20 protein-coding genes are annotated in these 21,779 nt (G+C 66.0%); 4 read left to right on the forward strand and 16 right to left on the reverse strand.

Annotated elements, in window-relative coordinates; genetic code table 11:
- Positions 1-82 precede the first annotated feature (82 nt).
- The 5 genes from paaE to paaA are packed head-to-tail and all read right to left on the reverse strand — an operon-like array spanning position 83 to position 3,749.
- The gene (gene paaE, locus AC2CQI_RS04770) at positions 83-1,159 is read right to left on the reverse strand and encodes a 1,2-phenylacetyl-CoA epoxidase subunit PaaE (RefSeq protein WP_484579348.1); all 1,077 of its coding nucleotides are present in this window, start codon (positions 1,157-1,159) and stop codon (positions 83-85) included.
- A gap of 20 nt (positions 1,160-1,179) precedes the next feature.
- Positions 1,180-1,713 (reverse strand): 1,2-phenylacetyl-CoA epoxidase subunit PaaD, encoded by a 534-nt coding sequence (gene paaD / locus AC2CQI_RS04775; RefSeq protein ID WP_484579349.1) that lies wholly within the window; start codon positions 1,711-1,713, stop codon positions 1,180-1,182.
- Positions 1,700-2,455, reverse strand: coding sequence for a 1,2-phenylacetyl-CoA epoxidase subunit PaaC (paaC, locus tag AC2CQI_RS04780; RefSeq protein WP_484579350.1), 756 nt, complete (start codon positions 2,453-2,455; stop codon positions 1,700-1,702). The genes paaD and paaC overlap by 14 nt, the downstream gene beginning before the upstream one ends.
- The gene (paaB, locus tag AC2CQI_RS04785) at positions 2,455-2,736 is read right to left on the reverse strand and encodes a 1,2-phenylacetyl-CoA epoxidase subunit PaaB (protein WP_075804132.1); all 282 of its coding nucleotides are present in this window, start codon (positions 2,734-2,736) and stop codon (positions 2,455-2,457) included. The genes paaC and paaB overlap by 1 nt, the downstream gene beginning before the upstream one ends.
- Before the next feature lie 23 nt (positions 2,737-2,759).
- Complete coding sequence (paaA, locus tag AC2CQI_RS04790; RefSeq protein ID WP_484579351.1) at positions 2,760-3,749, reverse strand: 1,2-phenylacetyl-CoA epoxidase subunit PaaA; 990 nt, start codon at positions 3,747-3,749, stop codon at positions 2,760-2,762.
- Positions 3,750-3,950: 201 nt separating this feature from the next.
- Between paaA and AC2CQI_RS04795 the strand changes: the two genes are divergently transcribed.
- Both AC2CQI_RS04795 and AC2CQI_RS04800 read left to right on the forward strand, forming a co-directional pair.
- Positions 3,951-4,526 carry an NAD(P)H-dependent oxidoreductase gene (locus tag AC2CQI_RS04795; RefSeq protein WP_484579352.1) on the forward strand — a complete coding sequence of 192 codons (576 nt, stop codon included), beginning with the start codon at positions 3,951-3,953 and terminating at the stop codon, positions 4,524-4,526.
- A 3-nt stretch (positions 4,527-4,529) separates the two neighbouring features.
- The gene (locus tag AC2CQI_RS04800; RefSeq protein ID WP_484579353.1) at positions 4,530-5,105 is read left to right on the forward strand and encodes a TetR/AcrR family transcriptional regulator; all 576 of its coding nucleotides are present in this window, start codon (positions 4,530-4,532) and stop codon (positions 5,103-5,105) included.
- A gap of 70 nt (positions 5,106-5,175) precedes the next feature.
- Here the strand turns inward: AC2CQI_RS04800 and paaK are convergent, their stop codons facing one another.
- The 6 genes from paaK to paaF form a co-directional block, all read right to left on the reverse strand.
- Complete coding sequence (gene paaK, locus AC2CQI_RS04805) at positions 5,176-6,495, reverse strand: phenylacetate--CoA ligase PaaK (protein ID WP_484579354.1); 1,320 nt, start codon at positions 6,493-6,495, stop codon at positions 5,176-5,178.
- 73 nt (positions 6,496-6,568) lie between these two features.
- On the reverse strand, positions 6,569-7,780 hold the full coding sequence (gene pcaF, locus AC2CQI_RS04810) for a 3-oxoadipyl-CoA thiolase (protein WP_484579355.1): 1,212 nt from the start codon (positions 7,778-7,780) through the stop codon (positions 6,569-6,571).
- The gene (gene paaI, locus AC2CQI_RS04815; protein ID WP_484579356.1) at positions 7,777-8,217 is read right to left on the reverse strand and encodes a hydroxyphenylacetyl-CoA thioesterase PaaI; all 441 of its coding nucleotides are present in this window, start codon (positions 8,215-8,217) and stop codon (positions 7,777-7,779) included. Before paaI ends, pcaF begins: the two co-directional genes overlap by 4 nt.
- Positions 8,210-9,727, reverse strand: coding sequence for a 3-hydroxyacyl-CoA dehydrogenase PaaH (paaH, locus tag AC2CQI_RS04820; RefSeq protein ID WP_484579357.1), 1,518 nt, complete (start codon positions 9,725-9,727; stop codon positions 8,210-8,212). Before paaH ends, paaI begins: the two co-directional genes overlap by 8 nt.
- Before the next feature lie 4 nt (positions 9,728-9,731).
- Positions 9,732-10,523, reverse strand: a complete 792-nt coding sequence (gene paaG / locus AC2CQI_RS04825; RefSeq protein WP_484579358.1) for a 2-(1,2-epoxy-1,2-dihydrophenyl)acetyl-CoA isomerase PaaG — start codon at positions 10,521-10,523, stop codon at positions 9,732-9,734.
- 26 nt (positions 10,524-10,549) lie between these two features.
- Positions 10,550-11,320, reverse strand: coding sequence for a 2,3-dehydroadipyl-CoA hydratase PaaF (gene paaF / locus AC2CQI_RS04830; RefSeq protein WP_075804140.1), 771 nt, complete (start codon positions 11,318-11,320; stop codon positions 10,550-10,552).
- A 240-nt stretch (positions 11,321-11,560) separates the two neighbouring features.
- On the opposite strand from paaF, the gene paaY reads away from it, so the two are divergent.
- On the forward strand, positions 11,561-12,160 hold the full coding sequence (paaY, locus tag AC2CQI_RS04835; protein WP_484579359.1) for a phenylacetic acid degradation protein PaaY: 600 nt from the start codon (positions 11,561-11,563) through the stop codon (positions 12,158-12,160).
- A 76-nt stretch (positions 12,161-12,236) separates the two neighbouring features.
- Positions 12,237-13,160 (forward strand): phenylacetic acid degradation operon negative regulatory protein PaaX, encoded by a 924-nt coding sequence (gene paaX, locus AC2CQI_RS04840; RefSeq protein WP_484579360.1) that lies wholly within the window; start codon positions 12,237-12,239, stop codon positions 13,158-13,160.
- Positions 13,161-13,172: 12 nt separating this feature from the next.
- Here paaX and AC2CQI_RS04845 read toward each other — a convergent pair whose 3' ends face one another.
- The 5 genes from AC2CQI_RS04845 to wecB form a co-directional block, all read right to left on the reverse strand.
- On the reverse strand, positions 13,173-14,264 hold the full coding sequence (locus AC2CQI_RS04845; RefSeq protein ID WP_484579361.1) for a GGDEF domain-containing protein: 1,092 nt from the start codon (positions 14,262-14,264) through the stop codon (positions 13,173-13,175).
- Between the two features lie 129 nt (positions 14,265-14,393).
- Positions 14,394-15,227: a DUF4434 domain-containing protein gene (locus AC2CQI_RS04850; protein ID WP_484579362.1), complete on the reverse strand. Its 834-nt coding sequence runs from the start codon at positions 15,225-15,227 to the stop codon at positions 14,394-14,396.
- Positions 15,227-18,355, reverse strand: a complete 3,129-nt coding sequence (locus AC2CQI_RS04855) for an NfrA family protein (RefSeq protein WP_484579363.1) — start codon at positions 18,353-18,355, stop codon at positions 15,227-15,229. Before AC2CQI_RS04855 ends, AC2CQI_RS04850 begins: the two co-directional genes overlap by 1 nt.
- Positions 18,352-20,526 carry a cyclic di-3',5'-guanylate-activated glycosyltransferase NfrB gene (gene nfrB / locus AC2CQI_RS04860; protein WP_484579364.1) on the reverse strand — a complete coding sequence of 725 codons (2,175 nt, stop codon included), beginning with the start codon at positions 20,524-20,526 and terminating at the stop codon, positions 18,352-18,354. The genes AC2CQI_RS04855 and nfrB overlap by 4 nt, the downstream gene beginning before the upstream one ends.
- Entirely contained in the window at positions 20,523-21,677 is a 1,155-nt protein-coding gene (gene wecB, locus AC2CQI_RS04865) for a non-hydrolyzing UDP-N-acetylglucosamine 2-epimerase (protein WP_484579365.1), read from the reverse strand. Before wecB ends, nfrB begins: the two co-directional genes overlap by 4 nt.
- Positions 21,678-21,779 lie beyond the last annotated feature (102 nt).

The raw sequence follows: 21,779 nt of genomic DNA on the forward strand, positions 1-21,779 counted from the left end.
GTCAAACCTGGATCCGCTGATCGACGCCGACCCTGTGGGAGCTGGCTTGCCAGCGATAGGGCCGGTACAGGCGAAAAATTCCTTAGAGTTGATCGAAATCGAGCACCACCCGCTCACTCAGCGGATAGCTCTGGCACGACAGCACATACCCGGCCGCCACCTCGTAGTCCTCCAGGGTATGATTGCTGTCCATTTCCACCTCGCCCTCGATCACCTTGCACTTGCAGGTCGAGCAGACCCCGGCCTTGCACGAGTAGGGCAGTTCGGCGCCGATGGCATTGCCGGCATCCAGCACGCTCCGGGTATTGCGCGGCAGCTCGAAGGACAGCGCCCGGCCATCGCTGATCACGGTGATCTGGCTGGTCGCCGAGTCCACCTGGCGCGCCGCTTCCCGGGCCTGGCGGCGCTCGTCGCTGCCGGCGGCGGCAAACAGTTCGAAGTGGATCTTTTCCGCCGCCATCCCGCGGGCCTTCAGGGCATCGCGCACGGTCTCGGTCATCGCCTGCGGGCCACAGATAAACGCCGCCTCCAGTTGCGGCACCTGCAGCCAGCGGCTGAACAGTTGCTCGCATTTGCCGGCATCGATACGCCCGTTGTACAGGTCGATGTCCTGCTGCTCGCGGCTGAACACGAAGATCAGGTTGAGACGCTGCAGGTAGCGGTTCTTCAGGTCTTCCAGTTGCTCGCGAAACAGCGCCGAACCACTGGCGCGGTTGCCGTAGAGGAGGGTGAAGCGGCTGTTCGGCTCGGCTTCCAGGGTGGTCTTGACGATGGACAGGATCGGCGTGATGCCGCTGCCGGCCGCCACCGACAGGTAGTGAGCGTGACGCGCCGGGTCCAGCGCGGTATGGAAGCTGCCGGACGGCGGCATCACGTCGATCACGTCACCGGCCGCCAGCACCTCGTTGGCGAACGCGGAAAAACGCCCGCCGAGGACTTTCTTCACCGCTACCCGCAGTTCACCGTCGTTGACCCCGGTGCAGATCGAGTAGGAGCGGCGCACTTCTTCATCATCCAGATGGGTGCGCAGCACCAGGTACTGGCCCTGGGTGAAACGGAAGGTCTCGCCCAGCTCCCGCGGCACATCGAAGAGGATCGACACGGCATCGCGGGTTTCATTGCGCACTTGCTTGACGGTCAGGCTATGGAACTGGCTCATGGGAAATCTCCAGCAAGCGCTCAGATGCACTTGAAATAATCGAAGGGCTCGCGGCAGTCGCAGCAGCGGTACAGGGCCTTGCACGCAGTGGAGCCGAACTCGCTGAGCACTTCGGTGTGGGTACTGCCGCATTGCGGGCAGGCGATCACGTCGGGCTCGCCCAGCAGGCTGCGCTTGTTCGTGCTGCCCAGCGGCGCGGCGATGCCATAGGCGCGCAGGCGTTCGCGGCCGGTGGCGCTGATCCAGTCGGTGGTCCAGGCCGGGCTGAGCTGGCGGTTCAGCGCCGGAGCCGGGAAACCGGCTTGCTCCAGGGCGGCGCGGATGTCCTGCTCGATCACCTCGGTGGCCGGGCAGCCGGAGTAGGTCGGGGTCACCGTCACCTGCAGGTGCCCGTCGGCCCAGCCCAGCCCGCGCACGATGCCCAGGTCGACCACGCTGACCACCGGCACCTCCGGGTCCATGACCTGTTCCAGCACCGTCCAGGCCTGGCGCAGGTCATCGGGCCGCGAAGCGCGGGCGCCGCGGTCGCTGGCGATCAGCTCACCAGGTCGCATCGGGATAGGCTCGCGGCAGGGATTGCATCTCCGCCAGCAGCAGGCCCAGGTGTTCGCTGTGCACGCCCTGGCGTCCGCTGAGATAGAAGTGGCTGGCCGCTTGCGGTACCGGCAGGGTGGCGCGCTCGAAGGTGGCTTCGACCTGCGCCTGCCAGTCCAGCGCGATCTGCTGCGGATTGCCGATCACCCCGGCCTGGAACAGGCGCTGCTCGACGGCATCGGCATCCACCAGCTCGACGGTGTAGCGCCAGACCAGGGGCAGGGCGGCGATCATGCGCTGGCGGCTTTCCTCGGTGCCGTCGCCCAGGCGCTCAACCCACTCGCCGGAACGGCGCAGGTGATAGGTGACTTCCTTCAGCGCCTTGGCCGCGATGCCCTGGATACGCGCGTCGCTGGAACGGACCAGGCCTTGCAGCACGGCGAAATGCCAGGCGTCGTAGAAGAACTGCTTGAGGATGGTCACCGCGTAGTCGCCGTTGGGTTGCTCCACCAGCAGCAGGTTGCGGTAGGCGCGTTCGTCACGGCGGAAGGCCAGGTGATCGGCGTCGCGGCCGTCATCGGCAAGCTCCGCCGCGTATTCCAGCCAGTTGCGCGCCTGGCCGACCAGGTCGAGGCCGACGTTCATCAGCGCCAGCTCTTCTTCCAGCGCCGGGGCACGGCCGCACCACTGGCACAGGCGCTGGGCCTGGACCATGGCACTGTCGCCCAGGCGCAGCAGGTACTGGATCAGATCCTGGTTCATTACATGTGCCCCACTTCAGCCGGCAGCTCGTAGAAGCTGGCGTGGCGGTAGATCTTGTCTTCCGACGGGGCGAACAGCGGGTCCTTCTCGTCGGGCGAAGAGGCGGTGATCAGCGCCGAGGGCACCACCCACAGGCTCACGCCCTCGTTGCGCCGGGTGTACAGCTCGCGGGCATTCTCGATGGCCATGGCGGCGTCGGCGGCATGCACGCTGCCGACATGCTTGTGGTTGAGCCCGTGCTTGCTGCGCACGAACACTTCGAACAGGGTCCATTCGGACATGGCGATATCTCCTCGGGCGGCGCTCAGGCGGCGTTTTTATTGGCTTTTTTCTTGGCGTGGGCGACCGCGGCCGCGCGCACCCAGGCACCGTCCTCGATGGCCTGGCGGCGAGTCGCGACGCGCTCCTGGTTGCACGGGCCATTGCCCTTGAGCACTTCGTAGAACTCGTCCCACTGGATCTGGCCGAAGTCGTAGTGGCCGCGCTCGGCGTTCCACTTCAGCTCAGGGTCCGGGGCGGTGCAGCCGAGCAGTTCCAGTTGCGGCACGGTCTGGTCGATGAAGCGCTGGCGCAGTTCGTCGTTGCTCTGGCGCTTGATCTTCCAGGCCATGGACTGGGCGCTGTTGGGCGAGTGCTCGTCGCTCGGGCCGAACATCATCAGCGACGGCCACCACAGGCGGTTGATCGCGTCCTGGACCATGTCCTTCTGCGCCTGGTTGCCCTCGCGCATCATGGTCAGGAGGATTTCGTAGCCCTGGCGCTGGTGAAAACTTTCTTCCTTGCAGATGCGGATCATCGCCCGCGAGTACGGGCCGTAGCTGGTGCGCTGGAGCACCACCTGGTTGACGATCGCTGCACCATCCACCAGCCAGCCCACCGCGCCGACATCGGCCCAGCTCAGGGTCGGGTAGTTGAAGATGCTGGAATATTTTGCTTTTCCGCTGTGTAGTTTGTCTATTTCCGTATCACGATCAGCGCCCAGGGTTTCCATGGCGCTGTACAGGTACAGACCGTGCCCGGCTTCGTCCTGGATCTTCGCCATCAGTTGCAGCTTGCGCTTGAGCGACGGGGCGCGGGTGACCCAGTTGCCTTCCGGCAGCATGCCGACGATCTCGGAGTGGGCGTGCTGGGAAATCTGCCGGATCAGCGTTTGCCGATAGGCTTCCGGCATCCAGTTCCTGGCCTCGATCTTGATCTCGGCATCGATGCGTTCCTGGAAGGCGCGTTCCTGTTCAGACATCTCGTCCTGGGTCTTCAGGCGCTTGACGCCGGTTTCGACCAATTGTGCGTACATGTGTGTCTCCCGCCTTTTTGTCGTGGGGGCTTTGGGGCGTGGACACAGTTATAAGTGATACAAAACCAAATATCAAACACAAAAATACGTGTCGCAATTGGTTTTTGTATCGCATTGCGCGGTGACGGGTGGGGGATTGTCAGATGTACCAATAGTATATACCTTTGGTACATCAACTTAGCCCTCGCAGGAGCTCGTTCCATGCATGCCTTGATCGTGGTTTCCCATCCGGACCCGCAGTCCCTGACCCAGCGTGTCGCCGCCGAGCTGGCGGCGAATATCAGCCAGCCCCATGGCTTCGAGATCGCCGATCTGCACGCCGAAGGGTTCGATCCGCGCTTCAATCCGGATGACCTGGCGCTGTTCCGCGATCAGTCCCCGGTCCCGGCAGACGTGCTTGCCGAGCAGGCGCGCATCGACCGCGCCGACGCGCTGGTGCTGGTGTTCCCGGTGTACTGGTGGTCGTTCCCCGGTCTGCTCAAGGGCTGGATCGACCGGGTCTTCAGTGGCGGCTGGGCCTATGACCAGGCCGAGCAAGGACTGCTGCAGCGCCTGCCGATTCACCTCGTGGCACTTGCCGGCGCCGGCCCGCGCACCTACGACAAGCACGGCTACTCGGTGGCCATGCATACGCAGATCGAGCACGGGATCTTTGGCTATTGCGGCGCGCGGGTGGCATCCTCGGTGCTTTTGACCCAGGCCGACGAGGATTTCCCCCAGGGGCATATCGAGACGGCACGGCGCCTGGGTCGCGAGCTGTTCGCCAAGAGGACCTGAGGCATGAGTGATACCCGCAAGCGGCTGACCCGCGAGCAACGCCTGGAGCAATTGCTGGAGGTGGCCCGGCGAGTGATTGCCGAAGAGGGCACCGATGCCCTGAGCCTCGGGCGCCTGGCGGAAGCGGCGGGGATCACCAAGCCGACGGTGTATGACCATTTCGGCACCCGGGAAGGGTTGCTGACGGCGTTGTACCGGGATTTCGAGGTGCGGCAGAACCTGTTGATCGACGGCGCGATGGCGGCGGGCGAGGCCACGCTGGAGGGCAAGGCGCGGGCGATTGCCGAGAGTTATGTGGATTGTGTGTTGGCTGAGGGGCGGGAGATTCCCGGTGTGCTGGCAGCGCTTGAGGGCTCGCCGGAGCTGGCGCGGTTGAAGCGCGAGTGTCAGCTGGAGTTCCTGGGCAAATGCCGGGCGGTGCTCGGGCCCTTTGCCGGGGCGCTGTCGACGGCGGGGTTATGGGGGATGCTCGGGGCCGCCGATGCCCTGTCCGGCGCGGCGGTGGCCGGGGAGATCGGGGATGAGCAGGCGCGGGGGGAGTTGTTCGAGCTGATTGTGAGTCTGGTGAGCAGGAGCTGAGAGTTTCATCGCCAGTGAGGGCCAATCGCTGGCTTGCCAGCGATGAGGCCCGAAAGACAGGCCTCAGTCTTCAAACAGCCTGCTTTCTCTTGTCATACACATGACAAGCCTTCCCCTCCGACCTTTTGATCGAATACGCCGGCTGCAACACGATCCGCGAGCTGATGCCGATATGGGTCTTGATATGCCGGCTCAGCTCCGAGCACACGTCTTTCTGCTGCGCCTCTCCCAACTGCTGGTGCTCGCCGCGTAGCTCGACATGGATATCGATGCTGTCCAGGTTGCCATTGCGGTACAGGTGGATCTCGTAGCATTCAGCGAGCTGCTTGACCTTGAGCACCTGCTCCTCGACCTGGGTCGGGAACACGTTGACCCCGCGGATGATCAGCATGTCGTCGCTGCGCCCGGTGATCTTGTCGATACGCCGCATCGGCCGCGCCGTGCCCGGCAGCAGGCGGGTCAGGTCGCGGGTGCGGTAGCGCACCATCGGCAGCGCTTCCTTGCTGAGGGTGGTGAACACCAGTTCGCCCAGCTCGCCATCCGGCAGCACTTCACCCGTCACCGGATCGATGATTTCCGGGAAGAAATGGTCTTCCCACACCGTCGGCCCGTCGCGGCTTTCCGCGCACTCCATGGCCACGCCCGGCCCCATGATTTCCGAGAGCCCATAGATGTCCAGGGCGGTGATGCCCATGCGCGCTTCGATCGAGGCGCGCAGCTCCGGGGTCCATGGCTCGGCACCGAAGATCCCCAGGCGCAGGGCCAGTTTGTGCGGGTCGATGCCCTGGCGCTCGATCTCGTCGGCCAGGTTGAGCATGTACGACGGCGTGACCATGATGATGTCCGGCTGGAAATCACGGATCAGTTGCACCTGCTTCTCGGTCTGCCCGCCGGACATGGGGATCACCGTGCAGCCCAGGCGCTCGGCACCGTAGTGCGCACCCAGCCCGCCGGTGAACAGGCCGTAGCCATAGGACACATGCACCTTGTCGCCCTTGCGCCCGCCGGCCGCGCGGATCGAGCGGGCCACCAGGTCGGCCCAGGTGTCGATGTCCTTCTGCGTGTAGCCGACCACCGTAGGTTTGCCGGTGGTGCCGCTGGAGGCATGCAGGCGCACGATGTCGTGCTGGGGCACGGCGAACAGGCCGAAGGGGTAGTTGTCGCGCAAGTCGTTCTTCACGGTGAAGGGGAATTTCGCCAGGTCGGCGAAATCCTTCAGGTCGGACGGATGTACGCCCAGCTCGTCGAAGCGCTGGCGGTACATCGGCACGTTCTGATAGGCATGGTCCAGGCTCCAGCGCAGACGCTCCAGCTGATGGGCGCGGAGTTGGTCGATGCTAGCGGTTTCCATCGGGTCGAGCACGGAGGCGGGGGCAAGCTGCATGTTCATGGGTTCACTCTGCATGTTGTTCTTGTGAGTGCATGGCGCCAAGCATAACCCGGCGCCGCTGAGCGTTCTGTATTCAGTGGTCGAGTCGTTCGATGATCAGCGCCAGGCCCTGGCCGACCCCGATGCACAGGGTGCACAGGGCGTAACGCCCCTGGCGCCGTTCCAGTTCGTGCAGCGCGGTGGTGACCAGGCGCGCGCCGCTCATGCCCAGCGGGTGGCCGAGGGCGATGGCGCCGCCATTGGGGTTGACCCGCGCATCGTCGTCGGCCAGCCCCAGTTCCCGCAGCACGGCCAGGCCCTGGGCGGCGAAGGCTTCGTTGAGTTCGATCACGTCCATGTCGGCCAGGGCCAGGCCGGTCAGTTCCAGGACCTTGCGCGTCGCCGGCACCGGGCCGATGCCCATGATCCGCGGCTCGACCCCGGCGCTGGCCATGCCCACGACCCGACCACGGGCTTTCAGACCGTAGCGCTTGGCGGCTTCCGGGCTGGCCAGGAGCAGGGCGCAGGCGCCGTCGTTGACGCCCGAGGCATTGCCGGCGGTGATGCTGCCGCCCTCACGGAACGGCGTGCCCAGGCGTTGCAACTGTTCCAGGGTGGTATCGCCACGCGGGTGCTCGTCCTGCTCGACCACCTTGTCCGGCCCCTTGCGCTGGGCAATCCGCACCGCAACGATTTCCTCGGCCAGACGCCCATTGGCCTGGGCTGCGCCGGCACGCTGCTGGCTGCGCAGGGCAAAGGTGTCCTGGTCGGCGCGGCTGATGTTGAACTGCTCGGCGACGTTCTCGGCGGTCTCCGGCATGCTGTCGATGCCGTATGCGCGCTGCATCAGCGGATTGACGAAGCGCCAGCCGATGGTGGTGTCGAACAGCTCGGCCTGACGGGAAAACGCAGTCTCGGCCTTGCCCATGACCAGCGGCGCCCGGGACATGGATTCGACGCCGCCGGCCAGCACCAGCCCGGCCTCGCCGCAACGGATCGCCCGCGCCGCCGCGCCCACCGCTTCCAGCCCGGAAGCGCAGAGACGGTTGAGGGTGACCCCGGGCACGCTGACCGGCAGCCCGGCCAGCAGCGAGGACATGCGCGCCACGTTGCGGTTGTCCTCGCCGGCCTGGTTGGCGCAGCCGTAGACCACTTCGTCGACCTGGCTCCAGTCCACCTGCGGATGGCGTTCCATCAAGGCGCGCAGGGGGATGGCGCCGAGGTCGTCGGCACGCACGCCGCTCAGGGCGCCGGCATAACGGCCAATGGGCGTGCGCACGGCATCGATGATCAGGGCATCTTTCATTTCAGGGTTTCCTCGGGCAGCACGCTGCCGCGTATCTGGTAGGACTTGCCGCGAAACACGGCGATCAGCTTGCCGTGCTGGTTTTCGATGCGCACGTCGTAGACCCCGGTGCGCTTGCCCCGGCTCAGTTCGTTGCAGGTGGCGGTCAGGGTGTCGCCGGCAAGGGCCGGGGCGAGGTAGTCGATGCTGCAGCCCTGGGCGACGGTGGCGTCGTTATGGCTGTTGCAGGCGAAGGCGAAGGCCGAATCGGCCAGGGCGAACAGGAAGCCGCCGTGGCAGGTGGCGTGGCCCTGGAGCATATCGGCGCGCACGCTCATGCCCACCGTGGCGCTGCCCGGCCCGCTGGCCAGCAGGCGCATGCACAGGCCCTGGCTGGCGGCGTCACGGTCATACAGGGCCTGGGCGCAGCGGCTGGCCAGATCCAGACGGTCATTCATGAAAAGGCACTCCTTCGGCCAGTTGCCGACGCAGTTGCAGGGAAGGGCGGTAGCGTTCTTCGCCATAGGCGGCTTGCAGGTGGTCGAGGACCCGCACCAGGGTGGCGGCGCCCAGCTGGTCGGCCCAGGCCAGCGGCCCCAGCGGGTAATTGACCCCGGCGCGCATCGCCAGGTCGATATCCGCCGCCGAGGCCACGCCTTGCAGCAGGGCATCGGCGGCTTCGTTGGCGAGCATGGCCACGGTGCGCAGCACGCACAGGGCCGGGCTGTCGCGCAGCGGGGTGACGGCGATGCCGGCTTTGTTCAGCAGCGCGACGATCGGGCTCACCGCCTCGCGTGAGGTGCCGGCCGACCAGCTAATGGCGAGCCGACTGCAGGTGCGATAGTCCAGCGCCAGGTCCAGCAGCACCAGTTGGCCCAGTCCTTCGTCGGCACTGCGCTGGCTGGCCAGGCGACCGTCGCTCAAGGCCACCGTGGCCTCGCCGATGCGCAGCAGGCCACGACCGGCACGCCGATGGATCTTCACCTGGTGTTCGGCCAAACGCTCCAGCAATGGCTGCAACAACCCGGCATCGCCTTCGACGATCACCTCCGGCACAGTTGACGTGCTGCCCAGGCTCACCGGCTGCGGCCGCTGCGCGCCTTCGCGGTAGTCATAGAAGCCGCGCCCGCTCTTGCGCCCGAAGTGCCCGGCATCCACCAGCTCCTTCTGGATCTGCGAGGGCTGGAAGCGCATGTCCTGGTAATAGGCGTCGAACACCGAGCAGGTCACCGCGTAGTTGACGTCATGGCCGATCAGGTCGGTCAGCTCGAAGGCGCCCATGGCGAAACCGCCGGCCTCGCGCAGCAGGGCGTCGAGGCTGGCGCAATCGGCGGCGCCTTCCTGCAGCAGGCGCAGGCTTTCGGCATAGAAAGGCCGGGCCACGCGATTGACGATGAAACCGGGCGTCGAGCGCGCCAGCACTGGCTGCTTGCCCCAGGCCTGGGCGGTGGCGAGCACCGTGGCGACCACATTGGCGTCACTGGCCAGGCCCTGGATCACTTCCACCAGTTGCATCACCGGTGCCGGGTTGAAGAAGTGCATGCCGACCAGCCGCTCAGGTCGCTGCATCCCTGCGCCGAGGCGGGTGATGGAGAGCGACGAGGTGTTGCTGGCGAGAATGCAGTCCGGAGCGCACAGGGCTTCCAGCTGGGTCAGCAGCGCCTGCTTGATCTCCAGGTTCTCGACGATGGCTTCGATCACCAGTCCGGCGTCCGCCAGTTGTTCCAGGCTGTCGGCCGGCAGCAGGGCGGACAGGCAGGCCTCCCGGGCCTCGGCGCTGAGCTTGCCGTTGGCGACGCGCTTGCCCAGTTGCCTGCCGATGCCTTCGATGGCCTGGGCGGCGGCGCCCGGACGGTTGTCATGCAGCCAGACCCGGTGCCCGGCACTCGCCGCGACCTGGGCGATTCCGGCGCCCATGGCCCCGGCGCCGATCACTGCCACGGTGATGTTCTTGTTCAATGCGCTCATCGCCTCAGTACCCCTTGAACGCCGGCGTGCGTTTTTCCATGAAGGCGGCGACGCCCTCGCGGTAATCCTCGCTGCGCCCGGCCAGGCGTTGCAGGTCGCGCTCCAGGGTCAGTTGCTCCTCGAAGCGGTTGTCCAGGCTGGCGTGCAGGCTGCGCTTGATCAGGCCCAGGCCGTAGGTGGGCTGGGTCGCCAGCTGGCGGGCGAGGGCGATGGCCTGGTCGCGCAGTTCGGCGTCGTCCACCACCTTGTAGATCAGGCCCCATTCCAGCGCCTGCTCGGCGCTCAGGCGCTCGCCCAGCAGGGTCAGGGCCTTGGCCCGGGCCATGCCGACCAGGCGTGGCAATGCCCAGGTGCCGGCGGAATCGGGGATCAGGCCAATCTTGCAGAAGGCCTGGATAAAACTGGCGGAGCGGGCGGCGAGGACCAGGTCGCAGGCCAGCGGGATATTCGCTCCGGCCCCGGCGGCCACGCCATTGACCGCGCAGATCACCGGGATCGGCAGTTCGCGCAGGGTGCGGATCAGCGGGTTGTAGAAGCGCTCGATGGACAGGCCCAGGTCGGGCATCTCGGCGCCGGGGGCGACATTGCGGTCGCTGAGGTCCTGGCCGGCGCAGAAGCCGCGGCCTTCGCCGGTCAGCAGCAGGACGCGGACAGCGGCATCGTTCTGCACGATCTTCAGCGCCTCGCGCACTTCCTGGTGCATCAGGGTGTTGAAGCTGTTCAGTTGCTCGGGGCGGTTCAGGCACAGGGTGGCGACCCCGGCCTCGATGGAAAACAGGATGTGCTGGAAGCTCATGGGGCTGTCCTCGGTGGCGAAAGGGCTTAGCGGCCGTGGAAGTCGGCGCGGCGTTTTTCCTGGAAGGCGCGGATGCCTTCGTTGCGGTCGGCGGTGCCGGCCAGCAGGGTGAAAGCGTGACGTTCGAAGCGCAGGCCGCTGGCAAGGTCGAGGTCCTGGGCCTTGAGCACGGCTTCCTTGGCCAGGCGCACCGCCAGCGGCGCCTTGTCGGCGATGCGTTGGGCAATCTGCAAAGCGCGCTCGACGGTGAATTCCGGTTGGGTGATCTCGCTGACCAGTCCGGCCTCGAGGGCGCGGCGGGCGCTGATGGCTTCGCCGGCCAGGACCATCTGCATCGCCAGCGACTTGCCCACGGCATGCAGCAGGCGCTGGGTACCGCCGGCGCCGGGCATGATCCCGAGGTTGATTTCCGGCTGGCCGAACTGGGCGTCGTTGCCGGCGATCAGGATGTCGGCATGCATCGCCAGTTCGCAGCCGCCGCCCAGGGCATAGCCGTTGACGGCGGCAATCAGTGGTTTGGGGAAGCGGGTGATCCGTTGCCAGTGCTGCTGGCGCGGGTCGTCGAGCATGCCGACCAGGTCGCGCTCGGCCATCTCGTTGAGGTCGGCGCCTGCGGCGAAGGCCTTGCGGCTGCCGGTGATGACCACGGCGCGCACGGCCGAATCCGCAGCGCAGCGCTGCAATTCTGCCGCCAGCTCGCCCAGCAGCTCGGTGGTCAGGGCATTCAGTGCTTGCGGACGATGCAGGGTGATCAGGGTTACCGCCTGATGCGCCTGCACCTCAAGGGTGTGCGGCATGACGTCGATCCTCGCAAGGCTCGCCTGGCCTCGGGGGCCGGCGTTTTTTATTGGACGGGCTCGTTGGCCCTTTCGCCAAAGTATAGGCATAATGCGATACAGAAAAACAACACTGTCGAATAATAAATGTGTCTAATAAATCGGTGTGTTTGTGCCGGTGCACCGTGTTTACTGGGTTTTACCAGTGATACGGAATTCTTCCTGCTTGCCTGATGCGTATCGTTTTCGAGGAAAATCGTCATGACTTGTTACAGTATCGATGGCCTGACCCCGGTGATTGATCCGACCGCCTATGTGCATCCCTCGGCGGTTCTGATCGGCGACGTGATCATCGGCCCGCACTGCTATGTCGGGCCTTTGGCCGCCTTGCGCGGTGATTTCGGGCGGATCGTCCTGGAGGAGGGCGCCAACCTGCAGGACACCTGCGTGATGCACGGCTTTCCCGCCAGCGACACGGTGGTCGAGCGCAACGGCCATGTCGGCCACGGTGCGGTGCTGCATGGCTGCGTGGTCGGCGAGGATGCGCTGATCGGCATGAATGCGGTGATTCTCGACAATGCGCGGATCGCGCCGCGCTGTATCGTGTCGGCCGGGGCCCTGGTCAAGGCCGGCTTCCAGTGCGAGGCACAGTCCCTGGTGCTCGGCTCGCCGGCGAAAGTCACCCGGCGCCTGAGCGATGACGAGGTTTCCTGGAAGCAGACCGGTACCCGTGCCTACCAGCAACTGACCCGGCGCTGCCTGGAAACCATGCACGAGTGCCAGCCACTGACCGGGATCGAAGCCGGTCGTGGCCGTTATCGTGACGATGCCGTCCGCCCGAAACTGCCCGGTGGCGCCTGAGCCTGTGGGCGCGCCCGGAGCATGGTCATGCTGCGGGCGCGCGGGTATATTCCTTTCTTTTTCAAGCGGATCGCCTATGTCGTCCCTCACTCCCCTGGACCACCTGATCGAGCGTTTCCAGCAGCAGACCCCGATCCGCGCCAGTTCCCTGATCATCACCCTCTACGGCGACGCCATCGAACCCCGCGGCGGTACCGTCTGGCTTGGCAGCCTGATCCAGTTGCTGGAGCCCATGGGCATCAACGAGCGGCTGATCCGCACCTCGATCTTCCGCCTGACCAAGGAAAACTGGCTGACCGCGGAAAAGGTCGGGCGGCGCAGCTACTACAGCCTGACCGGCACCGGCCGGCGGCGTTTCGAGAAGGCGTTCAAGCGTGTCTATGCGGCCAACCCACCGGCCTGGGACGGTTCCTGGTGCCTGGCGGTGCTGACCCAGTTGCCCCAGGACAAGCGCAAGCAGGTCCGTGAAGAGCTGGAATGGCAGGGCTTCGGCGCCATCTCCCCGGGCGTGCTCGGTTGCCCGCGCTGCGATCGTGCCGACATCAACGCCACCCTGCAGGACCTGGGTGCCCTGGAGGAAACCATCCTCTTCGAAACCACCGCCCAGGATGTGCTGGCTTCCAAGGCGTTGCGCATGCAGGTGCGCGAAAGCTGGAAGATCGATGAACTGGCGGCTCACTACAGCGAGTTCATCCAGCTGTTCCGGCCTTTATGGCAGAGCCTCAAGGAGCAGGCACAACTGGACCCCAAGGCCTGCTTCCTGGCGCGGGTGCTGTTGATCCACGAATACCGCAAGCTGCTGCTGCGTGACCCGCAACTGCCGGACGAATTGCTCCCGGGGGATTGGGAAGGGCGGGCGGCGCGGCAGTTGTGCCGCAATATCTATCGGCTGGTCCAGGGGCCAGCAGAGCAATGGCTGGAAGCGGCAATGGAAACCGCGGACGGGCCGTTGCCGGCAGTCAGTGAGGGGTTCTACAAGCGGTTTGGTGGTCTGGGTTAAATTGCCACGCCCCTACACGGACTGTGTCGGCTGCCAAAGCACATACCGATCCTTCCCCGTCCGCTTGGCCTCGTACAGCGCCGCATCCGCTCGCCCCAGGGCATTGCCCAGGCTGTCCGCGGCGTCCATGCGGGTCAGGCCGATGCTCACCGTTACCGGATGCTCCCCGGGCGTTTCCCGCACCAGCGTGCACAGCGCTGCGACCCGCGCCTCGGTGGCGGCCTGGTCCAGCCCCCACAGGTAGATCACGAACTCCTCGCCACCCAGCCGCGCATACACGAACTCACCCATGCTGGCGCGGATATTGGCGGCGATGCGCTTGAGCACCACGTCGCCGCTGTCGTGGCCGTACTGGTCGTTGACCTTCTTGAAATTGTCCACGTCGATCATCGCCAGGTAGCGTCCCGCACCTGAATTGTCGTCGTGCATATGCCGCTCGGCCTGGGCCACGAACGAGCGGCGGTTGGGGATTTCGGTGAGTACATCGATATAGGCCTGGTCCAGCAGCAGGCGCGACATGTGGAAATTCTGCAATTTGGCCTGGCGCTGGACGATGTAGCTGTAGAAGGTCAGGCCGGTGATGAAGGCGGCGTAGCTGATGATCATGCAGCCGCGCAGGTCGAAGAGCTCGGTGCCCTCGGCCTGGAAGGGGTTGAGCAGCAGCCAGGTGATCAGTGCCGAGGCAAAGAACGACCAGCGCCGCACCGGCAGGATCGACACGGAGTAAAGGGTGCTCGAGGCCGCCATGATCAGCCAGGCCGGCTGATGGTCCTCCGGCGTGCCGTCGACCACCAGGCGCACGGCGAAGGCCATCAGGCTGACGAACAGCAGGTTGAGCCAGCTGAAATGCTCGGCCTTGCGCACAAACAGCAGGATCACCGCGAGGATGGCCATGGCGCAGATCAGTACCATCGAGCGCCAGGAAAAACCCTGGTGGCCGATGAAGCTGACCAGCACGTCGAAGAGGATCCAGATGCCGATGCTGAGCCAGAACACCAGGATGCAGAAATGCCGCAGGCGCTCGAAGTCGTGCTGGCGGAATTCGGCGCGCACCGATTGCGGCGGCGGGTGGTGGCGGATCTGGTTTTCGATGGTTTTGTACATGGCCTGGCTTTTTGTGGTGGTCGTCAGGGCCCTATCGCTGGCAAGCCAGCTCCCACAGGGATCGCGTGCACCGCAGCATCTGTGGGAGCAGGCTTGCCAGCGATAGGGCCCTCAAGAGCAACAAGGAAATCAAGGTGCACTGGGCAGGATCTTGGCCCAAGGCCGGTAATTCAAGGCAAACACCGCTTGCTCATGACAGCCGTCCTGCATCAACGGCTGCTGCGGCACCGCACGAAACGGCTGCCCCTCGGCACTGACCTGGCGAAACGCCTCGCGAATGATCCCCACCTGGCAGGGCAGGGCCTTGGCATAACTGTCGCGCACCAGCGCCGGCAAACGCCCGGTGCCGTTGCCGTCCTGCCACCACAGCTTCAGATTCAGTCCCGCCAGCCCCGCGAACCAGGCAGCCTGCACGCCGGGGGCCAGCTTGCCGGTGCTGAACGCACTCAGGTGCAACGGCGCATCCAGCTTGCGATTGAATTCCTGCAACTGGACAAACAGCGCATCACGCCGCTCCGCCGTCTGGAAATGCAGGTCATCCAGCTCCATCGGCAGGTACCAGCCCACCACCGGCAGGCCCCAGCGGCGCACTTCGCGCTGCTGGGCCAGGGAGTCACCCAGCTGTGATTTCCAGTAGGCCGCCAGCCCGCCGGTATCCAGTTCGCTGATCCGGGTGTAATAGGCACTGTCCAGGTACAGGCCGACCACCAGCTCCAGCCCTTGGGCATGGGCCTCCTTCAGGCTGGCTGCGAGCCAGCCCTTGGTCCCGCCGAAGCGTTCATCACCGTAGCGAGTCCATTGCACGATCAACGTCTTGCCGCCATTGCGCACTGTGTCTTGCCACAGCTGGCGCCATTGCCCGGCGCTGAGCACGGCGTCGCGGCTCTGGGGTTGATAGATCACCCGCTGGTCGGCAGCGACCGGCAGGCACACCAGCAGGAGGAGGATCAGGATCCGGCGCATCAGAAGGTCAGCTCCACGCCCAGCAACACGCCATTGGCGCGTTCATACAGGTTGCCACCCAGGCCCTGCTGGTACTCGGTACGTACTTTCAGCGAACCACGGTAGGCGTTGTACTTGTCGTCATCGAACCACCATTGCCAGCGCAGGCCGATACCGGCGCGCAGGTCCTGGCGCCAGTCGTTGCCCGGGTCCTGGCTGCCGAACTCGAGGAAGCCGTAGGGCATGACGGTCTGCGGCGAACGGGTGTCGAGCTTCCAGGTGTGGCCCTGCTGGTAGCGCGACAGCCACTGGTGATCGCCGGCGCGGGTCCACCAGGCGGCGTCGAGGTAGAGGAAGCGTTCGTTCCAGTCGTCCTCGTCGACCCGCCAGTCGGCGCGGTAGTCGCCCTGGTCGAAGAACGAGGCGGTGGCCCGCAGCAGCAGGTCGTTGCTGCTGTCGGCGTGGCTGCGCAGGTCGCGCCAGTTGCGCCCGACCTTCGACGGGCTGAACAACTGGCCGAGGCTGAGGCCGTCGTAGTGGCTGTCGTCGATCTGGCGCTGGTGATACAGCTCGCTGTACAGGTTGAGGTTGGCGTCGCCCAGCGGCTTCCAGCGCAGGCCGACGCCGGTGCCCATGCTTTGCGCGTAGTCGCTGCGCCCGGTGCCGCCGAACAGCACGCGGCCGTAGACCGAGAAGCTGCTGCCGTTGCGGCTTGGTTCGTCACCAAGGGCGTGGTCCCACATGGCCATTTGCACGTTTTGCGATTGCGCCCGGCGCTGTGCCGTGTCGCCGCTGCGGAAGTTGTCGTTGGTCGAGACGCCGGCCGGTGACCAGGTACTGGTCAGGGTCACGGTGTCGCGCCGCGACAGGGTCTCATGGGCACGGCGCTGGCGGAATTTGCGCGCTTCCAGGCTGCCGTATTCGTCGTCGCCGTCCACCAGGTCCTGCTCCACATCCAGCACCCGGCGCAGCTCCTTGCGGGCGGCGGCGCTGTTTTCCACTTCGTCGTAGCGCCAGGCCAGGGTCTCGCCGAGGCGATAGTCCTCGGGGAAGCTGCGGGTGGCCTGCTCCAGGTAGGGGATGGACTGGCGGCGCACCGCCTTGTCGTCGCTGCCGGCCAGGCGCATGCCGTAGTCGGCGCGGTAGCGCGGATGGTCCGGGGCCAGGCGCACGGCTTCGGCCAGCCAGGCGGTGCTTTGGGCCATGTCGCCGGCTTTCTGCGCGGTGATCGAGGCGTCGTAGTAGTGCTCGGCGCGAGGCTGGTGCTGCAGGGCCTGACGGCGCCGCTCCAGGGACTGGGGCAGGTCGCCGCGGCGTTCGGCGATGGTCGCGCCCAGGGCCCAGTCATCGGCGGCGGGATGGGCGGCGCGGCTCCAGTGCTGTTCGGCACGTTCGGGGTTGCCGGCGTTCAGGGCGCTTTGCGCGGCGGTCAGCCGGGCGTTGTCGGTCCATTCGGCAGGCGTCAGGCTGTCGAAGATCCGCTGGGCGCCGGCTGCATCGCCGCCGGCTTCGAGGGCATAGGCCAGGGGCAGGCGGCTGCCGCGGTCGCCAAGGCGCTCGGCGGCCTGGTAGTAGACCACCGCTTCGCCGGGATGCCCGGGCATCGCGCAGCGGCCCAGGGCACGCAGTTGGCCCGGCTCCGTCGGGTCGCCGGGAATCGCCGCGCGCACCGCGTCGCACTGGCCGCTCTCGGCCAGGCGCCCCAGCAGCAGGCCACGGCTGGCGGCATCGACCCGGGGGATCAGGGCGACGGCGCGGCGGCTGTCCAGTGGTGTATCGGCCTGGCTGTAGAGCCCGGCCAGGCGTTGCAGCAGCGGGGCGGAAAGACGGCCCTGATGGCGGTCATAAGCCTGTTCCAGCAGGCCCAGCGCTTCGCGCTTGCGCCCGGCGTTGAGCATCAGGTAGGTGGCCTGGTTCAGCGCATCCAGGCTGCCGGTCTGGCGATAGAGGCTTTCCCAGGCGGCGCTGGCATCACGCCCCTTGCCGAGCAACCCGGCGCGTTGCTGGAGAATCGCCGGGGTCTGCGGCTGGGCGGCCAGCCAGTCCATGACCTGCCTGGTCTTGCCTTGTTCGCGCCAGACTTCCAGCAGGCGCTGCTGGCGCTGGCTGTCCCAGGGCTGGGGCAGGCGCTGGTTTTGCAACAGGTCATCGGCGTGCAGGCGCTGGGCGAGGATCAGCCAGGTTTTCGGGTCGTCCTCGGCACGGCACTGGCGCAACTGTTCCAGGGCATGTGGCGGATCGTTGCGCGACAGCCATTCGGCGGTTTCCAGGCAGGGTTTGTTCAGGTCGTTGCTGAGTTCGCGCACCAGCGCACCGTCGTCGCCTTGCCGGGCCAGCTCGAGCAGTTGCTGGCGATACTGCGGCAGGGCGCGGTCGGCCTCCGGCAGGCTTTGCAGCCAGCGCCGGGCCTGTTGCTCGTGACCCTCGGCGAAGGCGCGATCGACCATGGCCAGGCGGGTCTTGTGCGCGGCCTGCGGCGAAGGCGCTTGTTGCAGCAGTTGTTCCAGGGGCGCCTCGTCGAGCCGCTGCACATAGGCGTTGGCCAGGCGCTGCCAGTCATCGGCCTCGAGTTGCCCCCTGGCCGCCAGCGGGGCGAGTTGTTGCACGGTTTCGTCCCAGTCGCCGACCTGCTCGGCCCAGTTGGCCCGGGACTGACGGAGGATATTGTCGTCGCCGGCCGGACGCAGCTGGTTCAGCCAGTCCAGGGCCTTCTGCGGGCCATAGTGCTTGCCCAGGCTCAGGCTGTAGGCCTGGCGCAGGCGGATGCGCTGATTGATCTGGCTGTCGTTCATCCAGCCTTCGACCACCGCAGCCTCGGGCGGGTTTTCCTCGATGCGGATCAGGCGCAGTTCCAGTAACTGGTCGCTGTCCTTGCCCTGGGCGGCGGCCATCCGTTCGGCCTCCTCATAGCGCTTCTGGTGGGCCAGGGCCTGGATCAGCAGGCTGCGCGCCTCGTCGTTGTTCGGCACCTTGTCCAGCAGGTAGCGGGTCAGGCGCTCCACCTCGGGCCAGTTGTCGTTCTTCGCTTCGCGGTAGCTGCGGTCCATGTAGGGGAAACTGCGGAAACGCTCGAAATCGCTCATCGGCGCGGCGACACTGGCGCTGCAGGCCAGCAGGCAGGTCAGGAGCAATGGAACGGGCTGCTTCATGCCACCTCCCGGACGATGTTGAAGGCCGCTTGCTGTTCGCTCGCCTGTTCGGCCAGGGCTTCCTTGAGGATCTGCTCGCTGATGATCCCGCGTTCGATCAGGTAGTCGCCGAGGCTGGCCTGTTCCGGGTCGAAGTCAATCATCACCTGGTTGAACAGGGTGGCCGGCACCATGCCGCGGGTTTGCAGGAGGGTGCCGAGCAGCACCTGGTGATGGCTGACCCGTTCGATCAGCTCGGCATCGTCCTTGTGCCGTTCCAGGATTTCCAGCATCTGCCGGGTTTCCTCCTTCTGCCACGGGCTGGGGTAGTGGTAGCGCAGGCCGAGGGTGACCCGCCCCTGGGGCGCCAGGCGGCAACTGACCGGGCGCTTCAGTTGACGGGCGATGGCGCCGAGGGAAACCTGGCTGACCGGGCTCTCGCTGGCCAGGACCAGGGTCTGGCCGTGCTCTTCCACCGGCAGTACGCCGTAGTGCATGGCAATCTTGCGCGGCAACTGGGCGATCAGGTGCGGGTCGATGCGGAACGGGTCCAGCGGCGCCCAGGGCAGGTCAAGCTGTTCGGCGAGGGTTTCCACCAGTTGCTCGCTGCTGATCAGCCCGCGCACCAGCAGTTCGCGGCCAAGACGGCGGCGCTCCGGGGCGGTGATCGCGGCTTGCAGTTGCTCTTCGCTGATCAGGCCTTTCTCGATCAGGCGCCGGCCCAGCGGGGTCCGCGCTGGCGCAGCGAGGGCCGGGAACTCATGGGTGGTCTTGTCCCAGGCCACCCGCCGCGAGTCGCCCATTTCCAGGACCTGGCGCAGGGCACGGATATTGGCGAAGAAGTTGACGAAGTTGCTCCACATCATCCGTGGCGCCGAGAGCAGCCCTTCGAAGATCCCGTAGTAGCGGGTGACGAACCAGCCACGCTGGAACAGGCGGTTGAGCAGGAGGAAACCGTTGAGCCAGAGCAGGGTGCTGAGCAACTGGCTGCCTTCGAGGATCGACGGGAAGCGCCAGGCCTCGGGGAAGAACCAGGTGATCAGCCACATGGTCAGCAGCACCAGCAACAGCAGGTTGACCAGGAAGCTCAACAGGTAGGCGAACAGGCCGCGGCGGTCGCGCCAGAGGAAGTAGTTGAGGGCGCCCTTGCGGCTCCAGCCGAGGTTGCTGGTGCCCTGGAAGACGATGCCGACGATCCACCGCGACTTCTGCCGGATCGCGTGCTGCCAGTCCCGGGGGAAGTGCTCGCGCACGCAGATCACCTGGGCGAAGGCCTTGCTCATGCCGGGCGCCCAGATCCGCTCCAGGGCCAGTTCCGGATCGCTGATGGAGTAGCGGGCGAAGATGCACTTCATGCCTTTCTGCTTGAGGCGGAAGCCGATGTCGTAGTCCTCGGTCAGGCTCTGCACGTCGAAGGCGATGCCGTCGCCGTCTTCCAGCAGGGCGCCGATGGCGCGGCGGCTGAAGCAGGTGCCGACCCCGGCGCTGGGCACCTGGCCGGTCAGTGCCTCGCGCACGATCACGTCCTTGCCGTGGTTTTCGGCGAACTCGTCGACATAGTGCCCGGCGGTGAAGCCGCGCCACTCCGGGGCGAAGGGATAGACCGGGATCTGGATCATGTCCTTGGCCGGCAACAGGTAGTTGAACAGGCGCAGTTCCATGGGCGAGATGACGTCTTCGGCGTCATGCAGGATGAAACCGGCGAACTCGATGCGCGCGTCCCGCTCGAAACGCAGGATGGCGTCGATCACGTTGTTCAGGCAGTCGGCCTTGCTGGTCGGGCCGGGGCGGGCGCAGACCACCTTGTGCACGTTGGGGTAGTGCAGGCACACGGCGTCGACATCGGCCTGGGTCTGCGGGTCGTTGGGGTAGGTGCCGACGAAGATCTGGTAGTTCTCGTAGTCGAGGGTAGAGGCGGCCAGGCGCGCCATCTCGCCGACCACGCCGACTTCGTTCCAGGCCGGGACCATGATTGCCAGGGGCTTTTCCGGCACCTCGAACAGGCGCTTCTCGTCGGCATGCTCGTGCTTGGCATAGACCCGGAAGCTGCGCACCAGCTTGCGCACCCAGTAGACGATATCGATGAACAGGTCATCCAGGCCGAGGATGAACATCAGGGTGGCGAGGATGATCGCCAGCCACTTCAGGCCATAGAGGACGTAGGTGAGGACGTCGACCCAGAACAGGCTCATGAGTCGTCACGCCCGTTGGCGTTGTCCTCGAGCCAGCGGCTCAGTCGTTCGGCGATGCGCTCGCTGGCATGGCCGTCACCCACCGGGAAGAACACCTTGCTCATGCGTTGGTAGGTGGCCGGGTCGTCGAGCAACTGCGCGGTTTCCTTGACGATGCGTTCGGTCTGGGTACCGACCAGGATCACCGTGCCGCCTTCCAGCACGGCCGGGCGCTCGGTGACCTTGCGCAGTACCAGGACCGGTTTGCCCAGGGCCGGGGCTTCCTCCTGGACGCCGCCGGAGTCGGTGAGGATCAGATAGGCACGGTCCATCAGCCAGACGAAGTGCTGGTAGTCCTGCGGGGCGATCAGGTGGATGTTGGGCTGGTTGGACAGTACCGAGTACACGGCCTGCTGCACCTGCGGGTTGAGGTGCACCGGGTAGACGAACTGCACGTCCGGGTAGCGCAGGGCCAGTTCGGCCAGGGCCAGGCAGATGCGCTCGAAGCCGGGGCCGAAGTTCTCGCGGCGGTGGCCGGTAATCAGGATCAGGCGCTGGTCGTCGCGCAGTGTCGTCAGCGGCGAGTCGGGGGCGGGGTGCCACTGGCTGTGCTTGAGGTGGTCGCGCATCCACAGCAGGGCGTCGATCACCGTATTGCCGGTGACCTCCAGGTGTTCCAGGGGTACGCCCTCGCGCAACAGGTTGTCACGGGAATCCTTGGTCGGTGGGAAATGCAGGTCGGCGATCACCCCGGTGAGGCGCCGGTTGGCTTCTTCCGGCCAGGGCTGGCGCAGGTTGCCGGTGCGCAGGCCGGCCTCGACATGGGCGATGGGAATCTGCCGGTTGAAGGCGGCGAGGGCGGCGATGAAGCTGGTGGTGGTGTCGCCATGGACCAGCACGATGCGTGGCCTGATCCTTTCGTAGGCGGCATCGATGTGGGCCAGCAGTTGCTGGGACAGGCTGTTGAGGGTCTGGTTCCGGGTCATCACCTGCAGGTCTTCGTCGACGTGCAGGCCGAAGTCGTCGAGCACCTGCTGGAGCATCTCGCGGTGCTGGCCGGTGGAGCAGATGCTCAGGTCGATATCCGGCCATTCACGCAGGACCCGGGCCAGTGGCGCCATCTTGATCGCTTCCGGGCGGGTGCCGAACACCATCATGACTTTGTAGGGCATTCCTTGGCTCATGGTCCGATCCCTCAGAGGGTTGAGTCATACAGGGGCGTGCATGGGTGCAGGACCTTGATACAAGCAGGGGAGTGGAGGGTTGTCCAATTC

This window comes from Pseudomonas sp. P2S-1, assembly GCF_057197725.1.